Consider the following 17,983-nt stretch of genomic DNA (forward strand, 5'->3'; position numbering starts at 1 on the left):
CGATTCTGAATACTTCCAAAATGAGGCGCTTCGGGCCGGTTTCAAGCACGAATTCGCTCGTTGACGGCGTTTTTTTGTGTTTTCTACGATCGACGGCGGGCCCGCTCGCAATGAGAGAAGACTGCGGCGTTCAGGTTTCGTTCAGCGAAGAATCGCGAATCGGAATGAATTCACCCGCCGGCAAGGGCGCCAGATTCGGAATGTTCAGCAGCCGCGCGAGTTCGTTGGACGGATGGGCGAGTTCGCCGATCGTATGCTTGTCCAGTTCGGCGAGGAAAGCGTCGCGAGCGGCCGCGAATACACCCTGCAAACGACAGTGTGACTGGATCACGCAGCCCTTATGACCCGTCTGGCCTTCGTCCGCCGGTCCGAAGCAGCCGACGATCGCAAAGTCATTCTCCGTCTTGCGCACGATCTCGCCCACCGTCAGCGCGCCCGAGTGTTCCGCCAGCCGCAGCCCGCCGTTGCGGCCTCGTACCGTTTCCACCCAGCCCAGTTCGCCCAGTTGCTGGACGATCTTCATCAGATGGTTTTTAGAGATGCCGTAGGCGTCGGAGATTTCCTGGATCGTCGAGAGACCGGCGGGACGGACGGACAGATACAGCAGGACTCGCAATGCATAATCGGTGTAATCGGTCAGTCGCATGTTCGCGCGAAGTGGGTGGCGCCCAAGGGCGCGTCGGTTGTTCGAGGCCACGCCTGGCCGGAAGTCCGCATGAGGACAAGGGCGATGCCTTGCAGCAAGGTTTTGGGCCTTAATATCGGCACGCGGCGCCCAGATGGGCCGAGCCTGGCAAGAGTGACGCAAAAGCACGCCAAACAAACACCAGGCATGCAATTCGGACACTTTCGGCTGCACGAAACCGTCAAGACGAAAGCGTCATTCTGCTTCATCTTGAAATAGTTCGTCAGAAAATTCTCTTTACCGAACCAATCGACCCATCCCGCGAGGGAACCGCTGCCCACATCACCAATGACCGATTTCCCGACTCCCGCACAAACCGTCCCGCGCGAACGCGAGCCCAGTGCAGACAATGTGCGCGCCCTCGTGGAGGCGTTTTATCGCCGCGTCGACGACGATCCGCTGCTCGGCCCGATCTTCTCGAACGCGCTCGAAGGCCGCTGGGACGAACATCTCAGCAAGATGACGAGTTTCTGGTCGAGCCTCGTGCTCGGCACGAAGGACTATCGCGGCAACGTGCAGGAGGCGCACCGGCCGCTCGACGGCATCGAGCCGCGTCATTTCGCGCGCTGGCTGTCGCTCTTCCTGAACACGGTCGAGGCGCGCTACGAACCCGGCGCCGCCGTGCAGTTCATGGAACCGGCGCTGCGCATCGCGCAGAGCCTGCAATTGAGCAAGTTCGGCTGGGACTATCAGGTTCCTGCCGAGCAGCAGGATTTGCTCGCGGCGCTCAAACGGCGACGCAGCGGCGACCAACCGGAGCCGCGTTTCCCCGAGCGTCCCGGCGCCGAGGCGTTTCCGGGCCGCTTCGTCGGCAAGCCCGTGGACCGGTCCTGACGCCGCGCAGTCCGCTCAGGTCTGCCAGCGGGTGAGCGCGCGATCGTCGGACTCGCGTGCATCCACCCAGCGCTCGCCGGCTTCAGTCTTTTCCTTCTTCCAGAACGGCGCTTGCGTCTTCAGATAGTCCATCACGAACGCGCACGATTCGAACGCGGCCGCCCGATGCATCGCGGTGGTCGCGACGAGCACGATCTGATCGAGCGGCTTCAGCTTTCCCACGCGGTGCACGATCAGCACGTCCGAACCCTGCCAGCGCTCGCGCGCCTGGGCCGCGATGGCTTCCAGCGACTTCTCCGTCATGCCGGGATAGTGTTCGAGCTCCATGGTTTCGACGACGCTGCCTTCGTTCAGGTCGCGCACCGTGCCGACGAAGCAGGCGACCGCGCCCACCTTGGGATTGTCGGCACGCAGGGCGGCCACTTCGGCGCTGATGTCGAAATCGGCTTCCTGTACGCGGATTCGAGAGGTGCTCGTCATGTCAGCCGCCCGTGACCGGAGGAAAGAACGCCACCTCGCAGCCTTCGGTGATGCGCTGCGACGGATCCGTCATCACGTGATTGCACGCCATGCGCAACGCGCGGCCCTCGGCCAGCGTGTCCGCCCACGCGCCGCCGCGCAAACGCAGCCAGGTGCGCACGTCGCCGACATTGACCACGGATTCCGGCACCGTCACCGTTTCGTTGGCGACGCCCAGCGCCTCGCGCACACTCGCAAAAAATCTCAGTTCGACTTTCATGTCCAGCCTGATCCTTACCGCATGAGTTCTGAAAACGGGATGAAGCGCACGCTCTCGCCGGCGCGGATGGCGTGGTCCGGCGGGTTGTCGATGAGGCCGTCGCCCCAGACGGTCGAGGTCAGCACGGCCGAGCTCTGATTGGGAAAGAGATCGAGGCCGCCCGCTTCGTTCACGCGCGCGCGCAAAAATTCGTTACGGCGATCGCCCTTCTTCTGGCTGAAGTCGGCGCGCATCGAATAGACCCGCGGCGCGACGTCGGTCACCCCCGCGAGCCGCAGCAGGAACGGACGCACGAACAGCAGGAAGGTGCAGAAACTCGACACCGGATTGCCCGGCAAACCGATAAAAAACGCTTCGCCGCCGCGCTCCGCCGCGGCGCCTTCGCGCCGCACCGCGCCGAAGGCGAGCGGCTTGCCCGGCTTCATGGCGATCTGCCACATCGAGATATGGCCTTCAGCCTCGACCGCGGGTTTCACGTGATCCTCCTCGCCGACCGACACGCCGCCGCACGTCAGGATGAGATCGTGACCGGCGGCCGCGCGCCGCAGCGTCTCGCGCGTGGTGTCGAGCTGGTCCGCGACGATGCCGAAATCGGTCATTTCGCAGCCCAGCCGGCCGAGCAGCGCGCGCAGCGTGAAGCGATTCGAGTTGTAGATCGCGCCGGGTTCGAGCGGTTCGCCGGGCATGCGCAGTTCGTCGCCAGTGAAGAAGATCGCGACCCGCACCGGCCGCACCACGTCCAGTTTTGCGCAGCCCACCGACGCAGCCAGACCGAGCGCCTGCGGCGTCAGGCGCGTGCCCGCCCGCAGGATGACCGAGCCGCGCTCGATATCGGCGCCCTGCCGCGTGATCCATTCGCCCGCCTTCGGCGTCTGCGTGAAAGCGGCACGGCTGCCGGTTTCGGTCTGCGTCGCCTGCACCATCTCCTGCATCACGATGGCGTCCGCGCCGGGCGGCACCGTCGCGCCCGTGAAAATGCGCGCCGCGGTGCCCGCCGCGAGCGGCTCGGCGGCCTGTCCCGCCGGAATGCGCTGCGAGACCTCGAGCGTCACGGGCGCGCCGTCGGCCGCGTGCGCGAGGTCGGCGGCGCGGACCGCGTAGCCGTCCATCGAACTGGTGTGCATCGGCGGGACGTCGAGCGGCGAGATCACATCGGCCGCGAGCACGCGATGGGCGGCGTCGAGCGTATCGATCCGTTCATGGCCGTCCACGCGGCGCGCGGCATCGAGCAGGCGGCCGAGTGCGGCGGCGGTGGCGAGCATCGGAGGACGGGAGGAAGCGGCAGGCGTGGATGACATGGAGATCGCTCCGGGCGCGCGACGCCCGCGTGAAGGTCGGGCGGCCGGCGCCCGCATGGATGAATGGATGAGTGGAAGCACTGATTCTGGTCAACTATTGTAACGACAAGCCCGGCCACCCGGCAGGCGCAAGCGCTTCCGCATCAAGCCTGCCGGGCCGATCCGCACTCGCGCGCCGCCGCGACCCGTGCCTTGAACGCCCCGGTGCGGTGATACACTCGCACCACACTTTCCACCGCCATTTCCATGAAATTCTGCTCCGTCTGCGGCCACGAAGTCGGCCTCGCCATTCCGCCCGGCGACAACCGCGAGCGTTACGTCTGCGAGCACTGCGGCACGATTCACTATCAGAACCCGCGCAACGTCGTGGGCACGGTGCCGGTGTGGGACGACAAGGTGCTGCTGTGCCGCCGCGCGATCGAACCGCGCTACGGTTACTGGACGCTGCCGGCCGGCTTCATGGAGATGGAAGAGACGACGAGCGAAGGCGCGTCGCGCGAAACGCTGGAGGAAGCCGGCGCGCGCGTCGAGATCCAGAGCCTGTTCTCGCTGCTCAACGTGCCGCACGTGCATCAGGTGCATCTGTTCTATCTCGCGCGCCTGCTCGACCTGGACCTCGACCCCGGCGAAGAAAGCCTGGAAGTGAAACTGTTCGCGGAGAGCGAGATTCCCTGGGACGAGATCGCTTTTCCGACTGTTGGCCAGACGCTGCGTTTCTTCTTCGCCGACCGCGCCGCCGGCAATTTCACGCTGCATACCGGCGACATCTTCCGCACGCTGCGCGACGGCTGATCTTCACTTCATAGCGACCTCGCTCCCGCCCGCCGCCTCCTTTCGAGAACATGGTTCCCTGGCTCGTTGACGACGATCCCTTTCCGCCCGTCGAACGTGCGCTCGGCGCGTCGAGCGGCGCGCCCGGCTTGCTTGCCGCAAGCGCGGACCTGCTGCCGTCGCGGCTGATCGATGCCTATGGACGCGGTATCTTCCCGTGGTATTCGGATGGCCAGCCGGTGCTGTGGTGGAGCCCCGATCCGCGCATGGTGCTGTATCCGGCGGAGTTCAAGGTGTCGGATTCGCTGCGCAAGACGCTCAAGCGCGTGCTCCGCGATCCGCTCTGGGAAGTGCGCGTGGACCACGATTTCGCCGCGGTGATGCGCGCCTGCGCCGACACGCCCCGCGACGGCCAGCGCGGCACCTGGATCACCAGCGATATCGTGGACGCCTACACGACGCTGCACCGCGCGGGCAACGCGCACAGCATCGAAACCTGGCACGACGGCGTGCGCGTGGGCGGGCTTTACGGGGTGTCGTTCGGGCGCATGTTCTTCGGCGAATCAATGTTCGCGCACCGTACCGATGCCTCGAAAATCGCGCTTGCGGCACTCGTCGGACACTTGCGTCGTCACCAGATTGTGATGATAGACTGCCAGCAGAACACGTCGCATCTGGCGTCGCTCGGGGGCCGTGAGATTGCCCGCCGTGCGTTCGTCACGCATCTGAGGCGCGCGGCGGCGGAACCGGCCATCGGCTGGCGCTTCGACAAATCCGTCTTGCTCGAAGTGCTGGCACGCTGAATGCCTCCAGCGTGATGACCCGGTCATGTCCGGGTTTCTCGTTGAGAATTCACCGCAACGCAAACACTGAAACGCCGTCACCGCACGCGCGCCGCAGCGCGCGTAACGGCTGGCCAAGACGAGACGACGCCTGCGAGAGCCGCTAACGTGACACATCCGAACGAGCTGCCGCTGTCACCGCTTTCCGCGCTGCAATTCTATGCAACAGCGCCTTACCCGTGCAGTTATCTGGACGGGCGCGTCGCACGCTCGCAGGTCGCCACGCCGAGCCATCTCATCAACTCCGACGTCTACACCGAACTCGTCAAGGCCGGCTTCCGGCGCTCCGGCGTGTTCACCTATCGTCCTTATTGCGACGGCTGCCGCGCCTGCGTGCCGGTGCGCGTGCCGGTCGCGCGCTTCGTGCCGAACCGGGCGCAGAAACGCGTATGGAAGCTGCACGGCAACCTGATTGCGAGCGTCGCGCCACTGCACTACGACGAGGAACATTACGCGCTCTACATGCGCTATCAATCGGCTCGGCATGCCGGCGGCGGCATGGACCGCGACAGCCGTGACCAGTACGAGCAGTTCCTGCTGCAAAGCCGGATCAATTCGCGCCTGGTCGAATTCCGCGAGCCGGCGCATCCGGGCCATCCCGACGAACCCGGCGAGCTGCGCATGATCAGCATGATCGACATCCTCGGCGACGGGCTCTCGTCCGTGTACACCTTCTTCGAGCCGGACCAGCCGAAGACCAGCTACGGCACCTTCAACATCCTGTGGCAGATCGAGCAGGCGCGCAGCCTCGACCTGCCGCACGTCTATCTCGGCTACTGGATCCGCGAAAGCGAGAAGATGGCCTACAAGGCCAATTTCCGCCCGCTCGAAGGCCTGATCGACGGCGCCTGGAGCCTGCTCGATCCGCTCAACACGCAGTCCGCCGGCACCTTGCCGATGCCCGGACGCATCCACGCTCCGGGACAGCCCCGCTAGGCGTTGAAAAAAAACCACCGGAAGAAGCCGCTAAAATAGCGGCCTCAAACAATAATTCGCCCTCGCCGGCGTTCCTTTCGTGTTCAGTTCCCTTTATCCGCTCGCGCGTTCGCATCTGTTCAAGATGGACGCGGAAGACGCACATCACCTGACCCTGCGCATGCTGGGCGCCGCCGGCCGCACCGGCCTCGCCAGCGTACTCGCCACCCGTGGCGCCGATTCGCCCCGCACCGTCATGGGCATCACGTTCCGCAATCCGGTCGGGCTCGCGGCCGGCCTCGACAAGGACGGCGCCTGCATCGACGGGCTCGCCGCGCTCGGCTTCGGCTTCATCGAAGTGGGCACCGTGACGCCGCGCGCGCAGCCCGGCAATCCGCGTCCGCGCATCTTCCGCCTGCCGGAAGCCGGTGCGCTCATCAACCGGATGGGCTTCAACAACGGCGGCGTCGACCAGTTCGTCGCCAACGTGCAGGCCGCGCGCTATCGCGGCGTGCTGGGTCTCAACATCGGCAAGAACGCCGATACGCCCATCGAGCGCGCCGCCGACGACTATCTCTACTGCCTCGAACGCGTGTATCCGTTCGCGAGCTACGTGACCATCAACATTTCCTCGCCGAACACGAAGAACCTGCGTCAGCTGCAAGGCGCGGGCGAACTCGATGCCCTGCTCGGCGCGCTCAAGGACAAGCAGCAGCGCCTGTCCGACCTGCACGGCAAGCTCGTGCCGCTCGCGCTGAAGATCGCGCCCGATCTCGACGACGAACAGATCCAGTCGATCGCGGGCACGTTGCTGGCTCACAGGATCGACGGCGTGATCGCCACCAACACCACGCTGTCGCGCACCGCTGTCACCGGCATGCCCAACGGCGAAGAAGCCGGCGGCCTGTCCGGACGGCCGGTTTTCGACGCATCCAACGAAGTGATCCGCAAGCTGCGTGCGGAAGTCGGCACGGAGGTGCCGATCATAGGCGTAGGCGGGATTTTCTCGGGCGCGGATGCACGCGCCAAACTCGCCGCGGGCGCGTCGCTCGTGCAGGTCTATACCGGGCTCATCTATCGCGGCCCGGCGCTCGTCAAGGAATGCGTCGAAGCCCTCGCGTGAGGAATATAGAAATGAACAAACGATCTGACACGGCGATTGCATTTTCACTATGATCGCCGCACTTGTCGTTGCATGAAGGGAGGGGCTCGACGCCCTCGCCCTGGCCACCAGAGGAGAACAACACAATGAAACTGTCCACGCTCAGGAAACTCGTTGCCGCCAGCCTGATCGGCGCGGCCTTCACTGCCGTCACCAGCGCAGCGCACGCGGAAGACCTGCTCGATCAGGTCAAGCAGCGCGGCACGCTGCGCATCGGCCTGGAAGGCACCTTCCCGCCGTTCAACTCGAAGGCGACCAACGGCGAACTGGTCGGCTACGACGTCGACATCGCCAAGGCCGTCGCCGCCAAGCTCGGCGTCAAGCCGGAATTCGTCACGACCGAATGGAGCGGCATCATCGCCGGCCTGCAGGCGGGCAAGTTCGACGTGATCGTGAACCAGGTTGGCATCACCGATGCGCGCAAGCAGACGCTCGATTTCTCGCCGGCCTACACGTATTCGAACGCGCAGCTGATCCAGCGCAACGACGACAAGCGCGAGTTCAAGTCGCTCGATGAACTGAAAGGCAAGAAGCTCGGCGTCGGTCTCGGCACGAACTACATGGACATGGCGAAGTCGGTGCCGGGCATCGACGTGAAGACCTATCCGGGCGCGCCCGAGTATCTGCGCGACCTCGCCGCCGGCCGCCTCGACGCCGCCCTGAATGACCGCCTGATGCTTGCCTACCTGCTGAAGAACTCGCAGTTGCCGCTGCGCACCGGCGCGAATGTGGGCCCGGGCAATCCGTCGGGCATTCCGTTCAAGAAAGGCAATCCGAAGTTCGCCAAGGCGATCGACGACGCGATGACCCAGCTCGAAGCCGACGGCACCTTCAAGAAGATCTCGGACAAGTGGTTCGGCATCGACGTGACGAAACCGGCCAGGTAAGCCGCATTTTGCAGGGGCGCTTGAGGGCGGCATCGGCGACGGTGCCGCCCTTGCCTTTTGCCGCGACGGTTTAAGATGGGCCCTTCGTGCGCGCCGCCAAGGCCGGTTGCGCTCGAATGCGATTCCAGTTGCACCCTTTCCTCACTGCATTCCCGTTCATGTCCACGACTTCCCTGCTCGTCCAATCGGCGCCCGTCCTGGCGCAAGGCGCGGTACTGACGATCAAGTTCGCGCTCTACTCGATGTTCTTCGGCCTCATCGCGGCCGTCGTGCTGGCGTTGATGGGCATCAGCACCAACCGCACGCTGGTCGCGCTCGGGCGATGCTATGTAAGCGTCATGCGCGGCACGCCGCTGCTCGTGCAGATCTTCGTGATCTATTACGGCCTGCCGAGCCTCGGCATCTCGCTCGAGCCGACGCCCGCCGGCGTGATCGCGCTGTCGGCGAACGTGGCCGCGTATCTGTCGGAAAGCATGCGCGGCGCGATCCTCGGGATCAACAGCGGCCAGTGGCTGGCTGCTTATAGCCTCGGCTTGTCGCGCACGCAGACGCTGCGCTTCGTGATCGGGCCGCAGGCGCTGCGCATCGCGGTGCCGAGCCTGTCGAACAGCCTGATCAGCCTCATCAAGGACACGTCGCTGGTGTCGGTCATCACCGTGACCGAACTCCTGCGCAGCGCCCAGGAAGTGATCGCGGCGACCTACCAGCCGCTGCCGCTCTATCTCGCGGCCGCCTTCGTCTACTGGGTGCTGTGCAGCGTGCTGGAATTCGTGCAGCGGCGCTTCGAGCGGCGTCTCGCGCTGCCCGGGCGTCATTGAACGCGCACGCCGCCGGCTTCAGTCGGTTTCGAAGGGAAAGCGCAGGTTCAGGTCGCGCCGCGCGGCATCGATGATGGCGATCATGCGCATCGAGGTCGCGTGGGACATGATCGGGCTTTCCGTTGCGCCTGCGCGCAGCAGCTCGCAGAAATGGGCGGTTTCGTAATTGAGGCCGCCACCGCTGAAGGGCTCGTCCAGCTCGACCTTTCGGCCATCCGTGTAGGCGATGGTCGCGCGCACCGGATTCCACCAGTTTTCATGGATGGTCACGGTGCCGCGCGTGCCGCCGATCAGCGCATCGCCGCGGCCTTGCAGATCCAGACCGCAGAACAGCTGCGCGATGCCGCGCTCGTGGCGCACGTTCAGGCTCGCGAAGACATCGACGCCCGTCTCCCCCAGCCGGCCGATGGTCTGCACGTCGAGTGCCTCGCCGAGCCAGTCGACCGCGAGAAATGCCTCGTAGACGCCGATATCCAGCAGCGCGCCGCCGCCTGCCTCGAGCGAGAACGACGGATGATCGGACGGCACGTTGGCGATCGAGCAGCCCGCGCGCACCAGCCCGATCTCGCCGATGCCGTCCGCCTGCAAGTGCGCGCGCAGGCGCTGATAGAGCGGATAGAACGGCGGCTTCATCGCTTCCATGAAGAGCAGCTTCGCGGCGCGGGCCGCGTCGATCATCTGCTGCAGCGCGCGCGCATTCACGGCAGCGGGCTTCTCGCACAGCACCGGCTTGCCCGCCGCGAAGGCGCGCAACGCATAGTGCGGATGGCTGTCCTGCAGCGTCGCGATGTAGAGCGCGTCGATGTTGTCGAGCAGCGCGTCGAAGCTTTCGCGGGCCTGTGCGCCGCAGCGGCCGGCGAGCGCACGCGCCGGCTCTTCGCGGCGCGACCAGACGCCCGCGAGACGCGCGCCCGGCACGTGCGCGAGACTGTCGGCGAAGCGCTGCGCAATGCGTCCTGCGCCGACGATGCCCCAGCGCACCTCGCGCGTGCCGCTGTCGATAGTGATCTCCGGCAAAACTCCCTCCCTGTGCGATGTTCGTCGTGCGACGCAGTGTGCCTGATTGCATGGCATGGCGATTTCACTAAAGGCGCAGACGACAAAAAGCCGGGACGTGTCCCGGCTCTCTGCTCGGCGAGCGCTTTGCTCAGGCGCTGTCTATCGACCCTTCACGCCGCCCCGGCCGACGCATTCACGTTCGGCGTGGCGGGCGCGGGCTGGCTGTTGACGCGCTCCAGCGAGAACGCACGGCCCACTTCCTCGGCCGCCAGGTCCACCAGCGCTCGCGTCGCGGCCTCGGCGGCGCCCGGATCCTTCGCCTCGATCGCCTCGACCACGCTGCGCTGCGCGGCGAGCGTCGCTTCGCGCACGGACTCGATACCGTCGACGATCGGGTTCACCGTCACGAGCGCGCCGCGCACGATGGCCGTCATCTGACGGAAGAACTGGTTGCCGCTCGCGGCCACGATGCGCGTGTGCAGCACCTCGTCGGCCGCCTGGTACTCAGGCTCGCCGACCTGCATGCCCGACAGCGCATCGAAGGCATCGCGGATGCCCGCGATCTCGTCGGGCGTCGCGCGCGCCGCCGCCAGCGCCGCCGCGCGCGGCTCGATCAGCATCCGGAATTCGATTACATCGCGCAGAAAGGTTTGATCCGGCTTCGCGCGAAAGCGCCAGCTGACCACGTCCTCATCGATCAGGCGCCAGTCGCTCATTGGACGGATGCGCGTGCCCGTCTTGGGCCGCACATCCAGCATATGCCGCGCCAGCAGCATCGAGAGCGCCTCTCGCATGACGGTGCGGCTGACGTCGAACTCTTTCGAGAGGATGTCTTGCGGCGGCAATATCGCGCCGTATTTCTGCTCGACGATCCCGGAGACGAGTCCGTCCATCACCTTTGCCACCAGCGATCGCTCTTTGTTTTCATCCATCTCGCTTCTCCCCTTCTCGCCTGATCCGTAGCCGTGTGTGTGGGCGCATCACTTTCGCTTTCCCCGGACTGCGAAAGGCACGACGAACGACCCTCAGTCAATTCGTCATGCTTGATACGTTGCGTCTTCGTTGCTTCGAATGCCAGTTAGGAAATTCCTGACAGGGTAATCCCTTTGGCTTCGACGTCGACGCTGGTGTGTCGTTCTTACCGCTTCACGCCGCCGTGGCACGTGTCCGTCCTGCGCTTGCGCCGCGCGCGCGCCGGCATTCGTCAGGGAAACTGAAGAATGGCGGCGTCGCAGCGCGGCGCAAGCGGTCGATCTGGCGGCCCGGACGACGGTCGGACCGTTCATGCACTCATTTGAGCAAGCATCTCGTAGGCTTTCTGTGCGAACGCGAACGCTCCTCTGTTGGCATGTGTCTTTTGTATGATCCGCCGCTTGCGCCAGGCGGATAGTCAGCCGGTTTTTTGTGCCGCTTTTGCCGATTCGCCGGGTTTCCGCTCATACGGCGCCATCGGGTGCGCGAGCGCGGCGCGCGTCCATCGCGCCCTGGCGGCGGCGCAGCGATTCGCGCTCAGCGAGCGTGTGCTGATAGATCGCCATGTATTCGCCGCTCACCCGTTCCACCGAAAGCTGCTGCAGGTTTTGCCGCGCGCGCGCCGCGTACTGGCCGCGCGCCTGGCCGTCGATCAGCAGCCAGTGCAGCTTCGCCGCCGCCTGTGCGGGCTCGCCCGGCGGCACCAGCACGCCCGCGGCGCCGCCGTCCAGCATTTCCGGAATGCCGCCCACGCGCGTCGCGACGATCGCGCAGCCGGCCTCGCGCGCCTCGGCGATCACCAGCGGCGACGGATCCTGATGCGACAGCAGCGCGAACACGTCGGCGCTGGCGAGATACGGCCGCGCATCGGCGACGAAGCCCGTGAAATGCACCGCTTCCGCGATGCCGAGCTCGGCCGCGAGCGCTTCCATGGAGCCGCGATCGGGACCGTCGCCGACGAGGTAGAGATGCGGCTCCGGCAGGAATTCGGTCTGGCCGGCGGCCTGCTCACGCACGTGCGCGAATGCCTGCAGCAGATCCGCGATGCCCTTGCGCCGATACATCCCGGCCACGCACACGATGTTCGGGTGCCGCAACCTCACCGGCCGGGCGGCGGGCCGCAGGACGAGGCGCGGCGCGCCGACCGCGCCGTTGAGGACGATCGACAGGCGTCCGGCGCCGATGCCGCGCGCCTCGAGATCGTCCGCCACGGCCTGGCTGACGGCGACCATGCGATCGCCGGCACGGACCAGCGCTGCGCTCTTCTGCAACTCGTGATGCACCGTGGTGACGAGCGCGAAGCGCCGCCGCATGCTGCCGAAGCGCGAGATGAGCGCGCCGGTCATCATGTGCGCGTGCACGATGTCCGGATCGAAGCGGTCGATGAGGCGATTGAAGCCCGCGATCATCGACGGCACGCGCCAGGGCTGGCGCGACTGCTGCAAGGGAATGTGCGTGATGCCGTGGCGCCGCAACAGCGGCTCGAATCCGCCTCCCGACGATGCCACCACGACCTCCTGGCCCATGCGCGCCTGCACGCAGGCAAGGTCGACCATCATGTTGACGGTGCCGTTGCCTATCGTCTGCGCATGGTTGGCGAGATGGACTATTCGCATGAAAGTGTCGTTTGCACGCGCGCCGGCTTGCGCCGGCGGCGTTGTTCTTATTGTGGTCGAGGCGTGTTTCGGAGCGGCGCTTGCCGCCCTGTGTGGTTGTTCTTGCCTCGATGCCCGACAGGCTCTCGCCCGTGATGCCGCCGGTGTTTCGGCCATGCCGTGCGCTTGCCCGGCGGCCGCTGCCCTTACTTACCTATGTTGCTGAACCTTTCCTTGCGGACTGCTACAGCAATTCGAACGTGCTCGTGTAGTCGACGGGCCCCGCGAACTGCACGCGGGAGGGGCTCGCCGTTTCGCGCGACTGCCGGCTCTTGCGCGTGAGACCGATGAACGGCATGCCGTGTTCGAGGAACGGTCCTTCGGTCTTGCGAAAGCCGAAGGCTTCATAGAAGCCGCGCAGACTCACCGGCGCCGTCAGGCGCACGCCGCGGCCCGGCCAGCGTTCGGCGGCCACGGCCAGCACGCGCTCGATCAGCGCATGCGCGGTGCCGTCGCCGCGGCGCAGCGGGCTCGTCAGGATCTTGTCGACCACAACTTCAGGTTCTTCCGCATCGCCTCCGTGAATGCGCGCATAGGCGAGCACCGGCATCGAGCGGCTCATGTCTTCCGCCGCGAATACATGCAGGCCGGTTTCATCGCGTCCATCGGGATCAAGATGCACATGCGACTGTTCGACGACGAACACCGCACTGCGCGCGCGCAAAATCAAATAAAGCTCACGCGCAGTGAGTTGTTCGAAATCCAGCGTTTTCCAGTTCATTGATTATCTCCAGGCGAGACCGGGATTAACCGGCGTTGCGACGATTCAACCTTACGTCCCGGCCCCTCGTGGCACAGTGCGCCATCGCACCGACCCGAAACGCCGCGCCGCTTCAAATAGGGCCGACCACACGCAAAAGAGGCGTCCGGGGAAACAAAGACGCCAGCTCGACCAACATGGCCTCACGCGACTGTCCTTCATCGGTCAGCCGCGTGCGCGCGCATGCGTCGATAGCACTCGCGTCATCCGGCACCTTCATGGGAAAATCAAAATGCATACCGCCATCGAACGCGACAAAGACGCACAACCACAAGCCCGCCCGCTTTGCGCGCCCGCGGTATCGGACGCCGGTTTTCCCGGTCCGAGGTAACGGCATGAGCGCGTTCCATACGAGCGGTGTGACGGGTTCGAACGCGGGACGTTCCCGCGTCGTGTCACTCGACCCTCTGCGCCTGCGTGCACGGCGTCATCATGCGCATGCGCTGCATCGCGGTGAGCGCATCTGGCGTGAAGGCATGGCGCCCGTGGACCTGTGGATCGAACTGCTGCACGGCAACGGCTTCGAACCGCGCGCGGCGCTCGCATTCAGCGTCACTCAGGACTTCGAAGACGACCAGTTCACACTCGGCAAATTTCCTCCCGACGATATCGAAAAGCTCTATGGCCTGCAGGTGCAGGAACTCGCGGTATTCGACTCGCTCGAAGAACGCGCGCTCGTGCAGACACGCCGCGCCAACATCGTCCTGCTCGAGACGGATGCCTTCTTTCTGCCCGATACCCGTGCCGATGCCTATCATCGCGAACATGCGCGCACGACCATCGGCATCGATGTGATCGATCCCGGTGCGCGCCGCCTCGGCTACTTTCATCACACCGGTTATCACCTGCTCGACGGCGCCGACTATGACGGCATTCTGCGCCCCGCCGCGACATCCGCGGCGCTGTTTCCCCATGTCGAATTCGTCAAACATGTGAGAGATGCACTGACGGGCACACCACTCGCGGAGACCTCGGCCGACCTGCTGTGCATGCATCTGCTGCGCCGCCCGCTGCATAACCCGATCTCGCGCTGGCGCCAGGCGTTTCCCGCACATGTCGAAACCATGCTCGAACGCGGCGAAGCGTATGCGCGTCACTATGCGTTCAACGTGATGCAGCAGCTTGGCGCGAACTTCGAATTGCTGGCGCACTACCTGCAATGGATGCGCGAGCAGGGCTTCGACATTCCGTTGTCCGCGCATGCGGGCGCACGCAAGATCGCCAGCGAGACGATGGTGTTGCAATGCCGTCTTGCACGTGCGTTGTCGCGTGGCCGAGAGGACCTCTGCGATGCTTCGTTCGACCTCATCGAAGAGTCCTACGCACGAGTCGTTCCTCCACTTGCCGATATCGTCTGTTGATCATTCAAAACGCATTCGACAAGGCAATCGGACTCGAGATGAGTCGTGTTTTGAAGCATTCGCTTTAAAACACGTTTGAGCCTATGTTTCAAGGGCTTTTTCAATCGCTTACCTGATACGGCTCAAGCGTGAAAACATGACGCCGTGATGTCGGCCAGGCATCTTTTGCGCTTGTCGAATGACACAGCGCCAGCATTGTCCTCGATGAAACATTTCGATGCATCGGAGCGATGTGCGTTCATGCTCGCCGCATGGCTTTGATCCGACGATCGCAGAGCAAACGTTTTACGATCGCCAAGGCAATCCGTGTTGCGTTCGTGCCTTCATGCAAGCGGCGTGTGGGCCGTCATTCAACTGCGGAACCGTTGAATGCATGCCCTGGTCGAGTTCTGCTTCCCGACACTTTTCATCACGTGCAACGCACGCAACGTTTCCGCGCGATGCGCATTTTCATGGCTGCTTTCCTGGTGCGAGCGCAAAGCCTTACCCATCAACGACTCCACAGGAATCAACAGGCGCCTTTCGTACAACGTGATCGCTGCCCCACTCAAGCCATGGAACACGGATGAATCATTTTTCTTTGACCCTACGAAAGAAGGAGTGATGTTCAGGCTCTGTCGAGTGACGATGCTTGTTGCGTGGTCCTCTGGCCTGTCTTTCCCTCCTTCGGAAGGGATTGGACTGATGAAACGAATCGGGGCGCACACGGATTCCTAAGACCACCCATGTTCAATACTGAAACAAAAACGGTGCGCTGCGGTGCATCAAGAAATTGTCCCGTGCAACGAGGCCCCGCCAGCATTGCGATTGCCCACACTGGCACAGTCCTCGCTATAAAGCTCTCGCGGTCCGAAAGGCGGCCAGAACAAAAACAGAACACCGTCGACGGATTGCTACGGGGCTGGGATGAAGCGTTTTCGATCAAGGCCGCACGAGCGATCGATTCAGAGAACGGTCACACCAGTAAATAAAAATGTGAAGCGCAACGCGCGAAGTTACGAGAGAACCAATCATGCTGACCCTCCAGTCCGACCTGCACGGCAATCACCTGCTTGGCGCACTTCCGGCCCACGAATGGCAGGCACTGACTCCGCATCTCGAACTCGTCCAGCTGCGCACCGAACAACTGCTGTGCGATTCTGGCCAACGCATCCACCACGTCTATTTCCCGACCACGGCGATCATCTCGCTGCTCCATACGATGGAAGACGGTGGCTCGGTCGAGATCGCCGCGGTGGGCCGCGAGGGCATGACGGGCGTGCCGGTGCTGACGGGCGGTGAAACCATGCCGACGCGCGTTCAAGTGCAGTGCCCCGGTTTCGCGTATCGCATGAGCGCGCAAGCGCTGCGCGAGCAGTTCGGCCGTTCCGACTTCCTGCGCCGCCTGATGCTGCTCTACATGCAGGCGCTGCTGACCCAGGTCGCGCAGACTGCTGCATGCAACCGTCACCACTCGCTCAACAAGCAGCTGTGCCGCTGGCTGCTGATCGAGATCGACCGCACCGCGTCGAACGAACTCCAGGTGACGCAGCAACTGATCGCCGACATGCTCGGCGTACGTCGCGAAGGCGTGACCGAAGCGGCCGGCAAACTGCATGACGCGGGCCTGATCCATCACAGCCGCGGCTGCATCAAGGTCGTCGATCGCGAAGGCCTCGAAGCCCGCGCCTGCGAGTGCTACGGCCTCGTGAAGCGTGAATTCGACCGGCTGCTGCCGCGTCTCCGTGCCACCGAGGCAGCATCGGCCTCCAGCGTTTAATGGTTCAATGATGCAAGCTAAAAATCAAAACATGTTTGCGTGGTCGGCACGCTGCCTGGACGTATCGCTGATCGTGGCCGGCGGCCTGATCGCGCATTCGATGCGCTTCGCCACCCTCGACATCAGCGACATCGAACGGCTGCTGACTGCTTTCAACTGCGTTCTCGCGCTGCTGCTGTTCCCCGCGTTCGGCGTGTACGACACCTGGCGCGGCAAGCCCCTGCCGGTCATGCTGGCGCGCGTGACGCTCGCCTGGATGGCCGTGGTGGCCGCGGGCCTGCTGCTGGCCTTCACGCTGCACCGGATGGATTCGGTATCGCGGCTGTGGTTCGCCTATTCGACGGTCATTACCGGCGCATTGATCATCGGCATCAAGTGCGCGGTGTACAGCAGCCTGCGTGCGATGCGCGGACGCGGCCTGAATCAGCGCAGCGTCGCCATTGTCGGCGCGCAGGGTTTCGCCCGCACGTTGCTCGCGCATCTGAGCAGCACGCCGGAACAGGGCTTCACGCCGGTCTGCCTGCTCGACACCACCGGCGACGAGGAACTGCACGCCACCGGCGTCAGGCACGCGCCGACGAGTGCGATCGGCACAGGCGGTTCGCGCCTGCCGGTGCTGAACGACTTCGACGAACTCGTCGCCAAGGTGCGCGCCGAGGAAATCAACGAAGTGTGGCTCGCGTTGCCGCTCTCGCAGGAACATACGATCTATCGCTTCGTGCACGCGTTGCGGCATGATTTCGTGAACCTGCGGCTGATTCCCGATACGCGCAGCATCTCGCTGTTCAACCATTCGATGACGGATGTCGCGGGCCTGGCGACCATCAACCTGACGACCTCGCCGGTCAGCACGCTGCGCATGTGGCCGAAGCTCCTGTTCGACAGGCTGTTCGCGGCGACCGCCCTGTTCGCGCTCTCGCCTCTGCTGATCGGGATCGCGATTGCGGTGAAATCGACCTCGAAGGGACCGGTGTTCTTCACGCAGAAGCGTAAAGGCGCGGACGGACGGCCCTTCCCGATCTACAAGTTCCGCTCGATGGCGGTGCACAAGGAAACCACCGGACACGTCACGCAGGCGACGCGCAACGATCCGCGCGTGACCAAGGTCGGCGCGTTCCTGCGGCGCACGAGTCTCGACGAGCTGCCGCAGTTCCTCAACGTGCTGTTCGGCCATATGTCCGTCGTGGGTCCGCGTCCGCATGCGCTCGAACATGACGACCTGTACAAGGATCTCGTGTACGGCTACATGTTCCGCTATCGCATCAAGCCGGGGATTACGGGCTGGGCGCAGGTGAACGGCTATCGCGGCGCGACCGAGAAGGTCGAGAAGATGCAGAGCCGGGTGAAGTTCGACCTGTTCTACATCCACAACTGGTCGTTCTGGTTCGACGTGAAGATCGTCGCAATGACGATGTTCAAGGGCTTCATCGGACGCAACGCGTACTGATCCGGTCTCTCCGGAAGAAAGAAGGCCCGGCGCTGCGAAGCGCCGGGCCTTTGTTTTTGTGCTGCGTTGCTGCGTGGCG

At 64.3% G+C, this 17,983-nt stretch carries 18 protein-coding genes; 10 read left to right on the forward strand and 8 right to left on the reverse strand.

What is annotated here, in order from left to right; translation table 11 throughout:
* Nucleotides 1-130 precede the first annotated feature (130 nt).
* Nucleotides 131-646: an Rrf2 family transcriptional regulator gene (locus QCE69_RS08075; protein WP_309916646.1), complete on the reverse strand. Its 516-nt coding sequence runs from the start codon at nucleotides 644-646 to the stop codon at nucleotides 131-133.
* A 327-nt stretch (nucleotides 647-973) separates the two neighbouring features.
* Between QCE69_RS08075 and QCE69_RS08080 the strand changes: the two genes are divergently transcribed.
* On the forward strand, nucleotides 974-1,519 hold the full coding sequence (locus QCE69_RS08080) for a group III truncated hemoglobin (protein WP_309930251.1): 546 nt from the start codon (nucleotides 974-976) through the stop codon (nucleotides 1,517-1,519).
* A 15-nt stretch (nucleotides 1,520-1,534) separates the two neighbouring features.
* On the opposite strand, the gene moaE is transcribed toward QCE69_RS08080, so the two are convergent.
* The 3 genes from moaE to glp are packed head-to-tail and all read right to left on the reverse strand — an operon-like array spanning nucleotide 1,535 to nucleotide 3,520.
* Nucleotides 1,535-1,999 carry a molybdopterin synthase catalytic subunit MoaE gene (moaE, locus tag QCE69_RS08085; RefSeq protein WP_309930253.1) on the reverse strand — a complete coding sequence of 155 codons (465 nt, stop codon included), beginning with the start codon at nucleotides 1,997-1,999 and terminating at the stop codon, nucleotides 1,535-1,537.
* Between the two features lies 1 nt (nucleotide 2,000).
* The gene (gene moaD, locus QCE69_RS08090) at nucleotides 2,001-2,258 is read right to left on the reverse strand and encodes a molybdopterin converting factor subunit 1 (protein WP_309808528.1); all 258 of its coding nucleotides are present in this window, start codon (nucleotides 2,256-2,258) and stop codon (nucleotides 2,001-2,003) included.
* Nucleotides 2,259-2,272: 14 nt separating this feature from the next.
* Nucleotides 2,273-3,520, reverse strand: coding sequence for a gephyrin-like molybdotransferase Glp (gene glp, locus QCE69_RS08095; RefSeq protein WP_409021200.1), 1,248 nt, complete (start codon nucleotides 3,518-3,520; stop codon nucleotides 2,273-2,275).
* 282 nt (nucleotides 3,521-3,802) lie between these two features.
* Between glp and QCE69_RS08100 the strand changes: the two genes are divergently transcribed.
* The 6 genes from QCE69_RS08100 to QCE69_RS08125 all read left to right on the forward strand — a co-directional run bounded on the left by QCE69_RS08100 (nucleotide 3,803) and on the right by QCE69_RS08125 (nucleotide 8,951).
* The gene (locus tag QCE69_RS08100; RefSeq protein WP_309808529.1) at nucleotides 3,803-4,348 is read left to right on the forward strand and encodes an NUDIX hydrolase; all 546 of its coding nucleotides are present in this window, start codon (nucleotides 3,803-3,805) and stop codon (nucleotides 4,346-4,348) included.
* 50 nt (nucleotides 4,349-4,398) lie between these two features.
* On the forward strand, nucleotides 4,399-5,130 hold the full coding sequence (aat, locus tag QCE69_RS08105) for a leucyl/phenylalanyl-tRNA--protein transferase (RefSeq protein ID WP_309808530.1): 732 nt from the start codon (nucleotides 4,399-4,401) through the stop codon (nucleotides 5,128-5,130).
* Between the two features lie 147 nt (nucleotides 5,131-5,277).
* A complete protein-coding gene (locus QCE69_RS08110; RefSeq protein WP_309808531.1) occupies nucleotides 5,278-6,105 on the forward strand; it encodes an arginyltransferase in 828 nt (275 codons plus the stop codon).
* Nucleotides 6,106-6,184: 79 nt separating this feature from the next.
* Nucleotides 6,185-7,207, forward strand: a complete 1,023-nt coding sequence (locus tag QCE69_RS08115) for a quinone-dependent dihydroorotate dehydrogenase (RefSeq protein ID WP_309808532.1) — start codon at nucleotides 6,185-6,187, stop codon at nucleotides 7,205-7,207.
* Nucleotides 7,208-7,332: 125 nt separating this feature from the next.
* Nucleotides 7,333-8,133 (forward strand): cystine ABC transporter substrate-binding protein, encoded by an 801-nt coding sequence (locus QCE69_RS08120; protein WP_309930255.1) that lies wholly within the window; start codon nucleotides 7,333-7,335, stop codon nucleotides 8,131-8,133.
* A 158-nt stretch (nucleotides 8,134-8,291) separates the two neighbouring features.
* The gene (locus QCE69_RS08125; RefSeq protein ID WP_309808535.1) at nucleotides 8,292-8,951 is read left to right on the forward strand and encodes an amino acid ABC transporter permease; all 660 of its coding nucleotides are present in this window, start codon (nucleotides 8,292-8,294) and stop codon (nucleotides 8,949-8,951) included.
* An 18-nt stretch (nucleotides 8,952-8,969) separates the two neighbouring features.
* Here QCE69_RS08125 and QCE69_RS08130 read toward each other — a convergent pair whose 3' ends face one another.
* The 4 genes from QCE69_RS08130 to QCE69_RS08145 all read right to left on the reverse strand — a co-directional run bounded on the left by QCE69_RS08130 (nucleotide 8,970) and on the right by QCE69_RS08145 (nucleotide 13,298).
* A complete protein-coding gene (locus tag QCE69_RS08130) occupies nucleotides 8,970-9,959 on the reverse strand; it encodes a Gfo/Idh/MocA family oxidoreductase (RefSeq protein WP_309931599.1) in 990 nt (329 codons plus the stop codon).
* A 161-nt stretch (nucleotides 9,960-10,120) separates the two neighbouring features.
* Nucleotides 10,121-10,882, reverse strand: a complete 762-nt coding sequence (locus tag QCE69_RS08135; RefSeq protein WP_309916668.1) for an FCD domain-containing protein — start codon at nucleotides 10,880-10,882, stop codon at nucleotides 10,121-10,123.
* 504 nt (nucleotides 10,883-11,386) lie between these two features.
* Nucleotides 11,387-12,538 carry a glycosyltransferase family 4 protein gene (locus tag QCE69_RS08140; RefSeq protein WP_309930257.1) on the reverse strand — a complete coding sequence of 384 codons (1,152 nt, stop codon included), beginning with the start codon at nucleotides 12,536-12,538 and terminating at the stop codon, nucleotides 11,387-11,389.
* A 223-nt stretch (nucleotides 12,539-12,761) separates the two neighbouring features.
* Complete coding sequence (locus QCE69_RS08145) at nucleotides 12,762-13,298, reverse strand: GNAT family N-acetyltransferase (RefSeq protein ID WP_309808539.1); 537 nt, start codon at nucleotides 13,296-13,298, stop codon at nucleotides 12,762-12,764.
* 374 nt (nucleotides 13,299-13,672) lie between these two features.
* On the opposite strand from QCE69_RS08145, the gene QCE69_RS08150 reads away from it, so the two are divergent.
* From QCE69_RS08150 to QCE69_RS08160, 3 genes are all read left to right on the forward strand, one after another.
* A complete protein-coding gene (locus tag QCE69_RS08150) occupies nucleotides 13,673-14,698 on the forward strand; it encodes a DUF1839 family protein (RefSeq protein WP_309930259.1) in 1,026 nt (341 codons plus the stop codon).
* 1,012 nt (nucleotides 14,699-15,710) lie between these two features.
* Nucleotides 15,711-16,457 (forward strand): Crp/Fnr family transcriptional regulator, encoded by a 747-nt coding sequence (locus QCE69_RS08155; RefSeq protein WP_014191659.1) that lies wholly within the window; start codon nucleotides 15,711-15,713, stop codon nucleotides 16,455-16,457.
* Nucleotides 16,458-16,488: 31 nt separating this feature from the next.
* A complete protein-coding gene (locus tag QCE69_RS08160; RefSeq protein ID WP_309930260.1) occupies nucleotides 16,489-17,904 on the forward strand; it encodes an undecaprenyl-phosphate glucose phosphotransferase in 1,416 nt (471 codons plus the stop codon).
* Nucleotides 17,905-17,983: the final 79 nt, after the last annotated feature.

Source organism: Caballeronia sp. LZ032, assembly GCF_031451315.1.
In the GTDB taxonomy this organism is placed as follows: Bacteria; Pseudomonadota; Gammaproteobacteria; order Burkholderiales; family Burkholderiaceae; genus Caballeronia.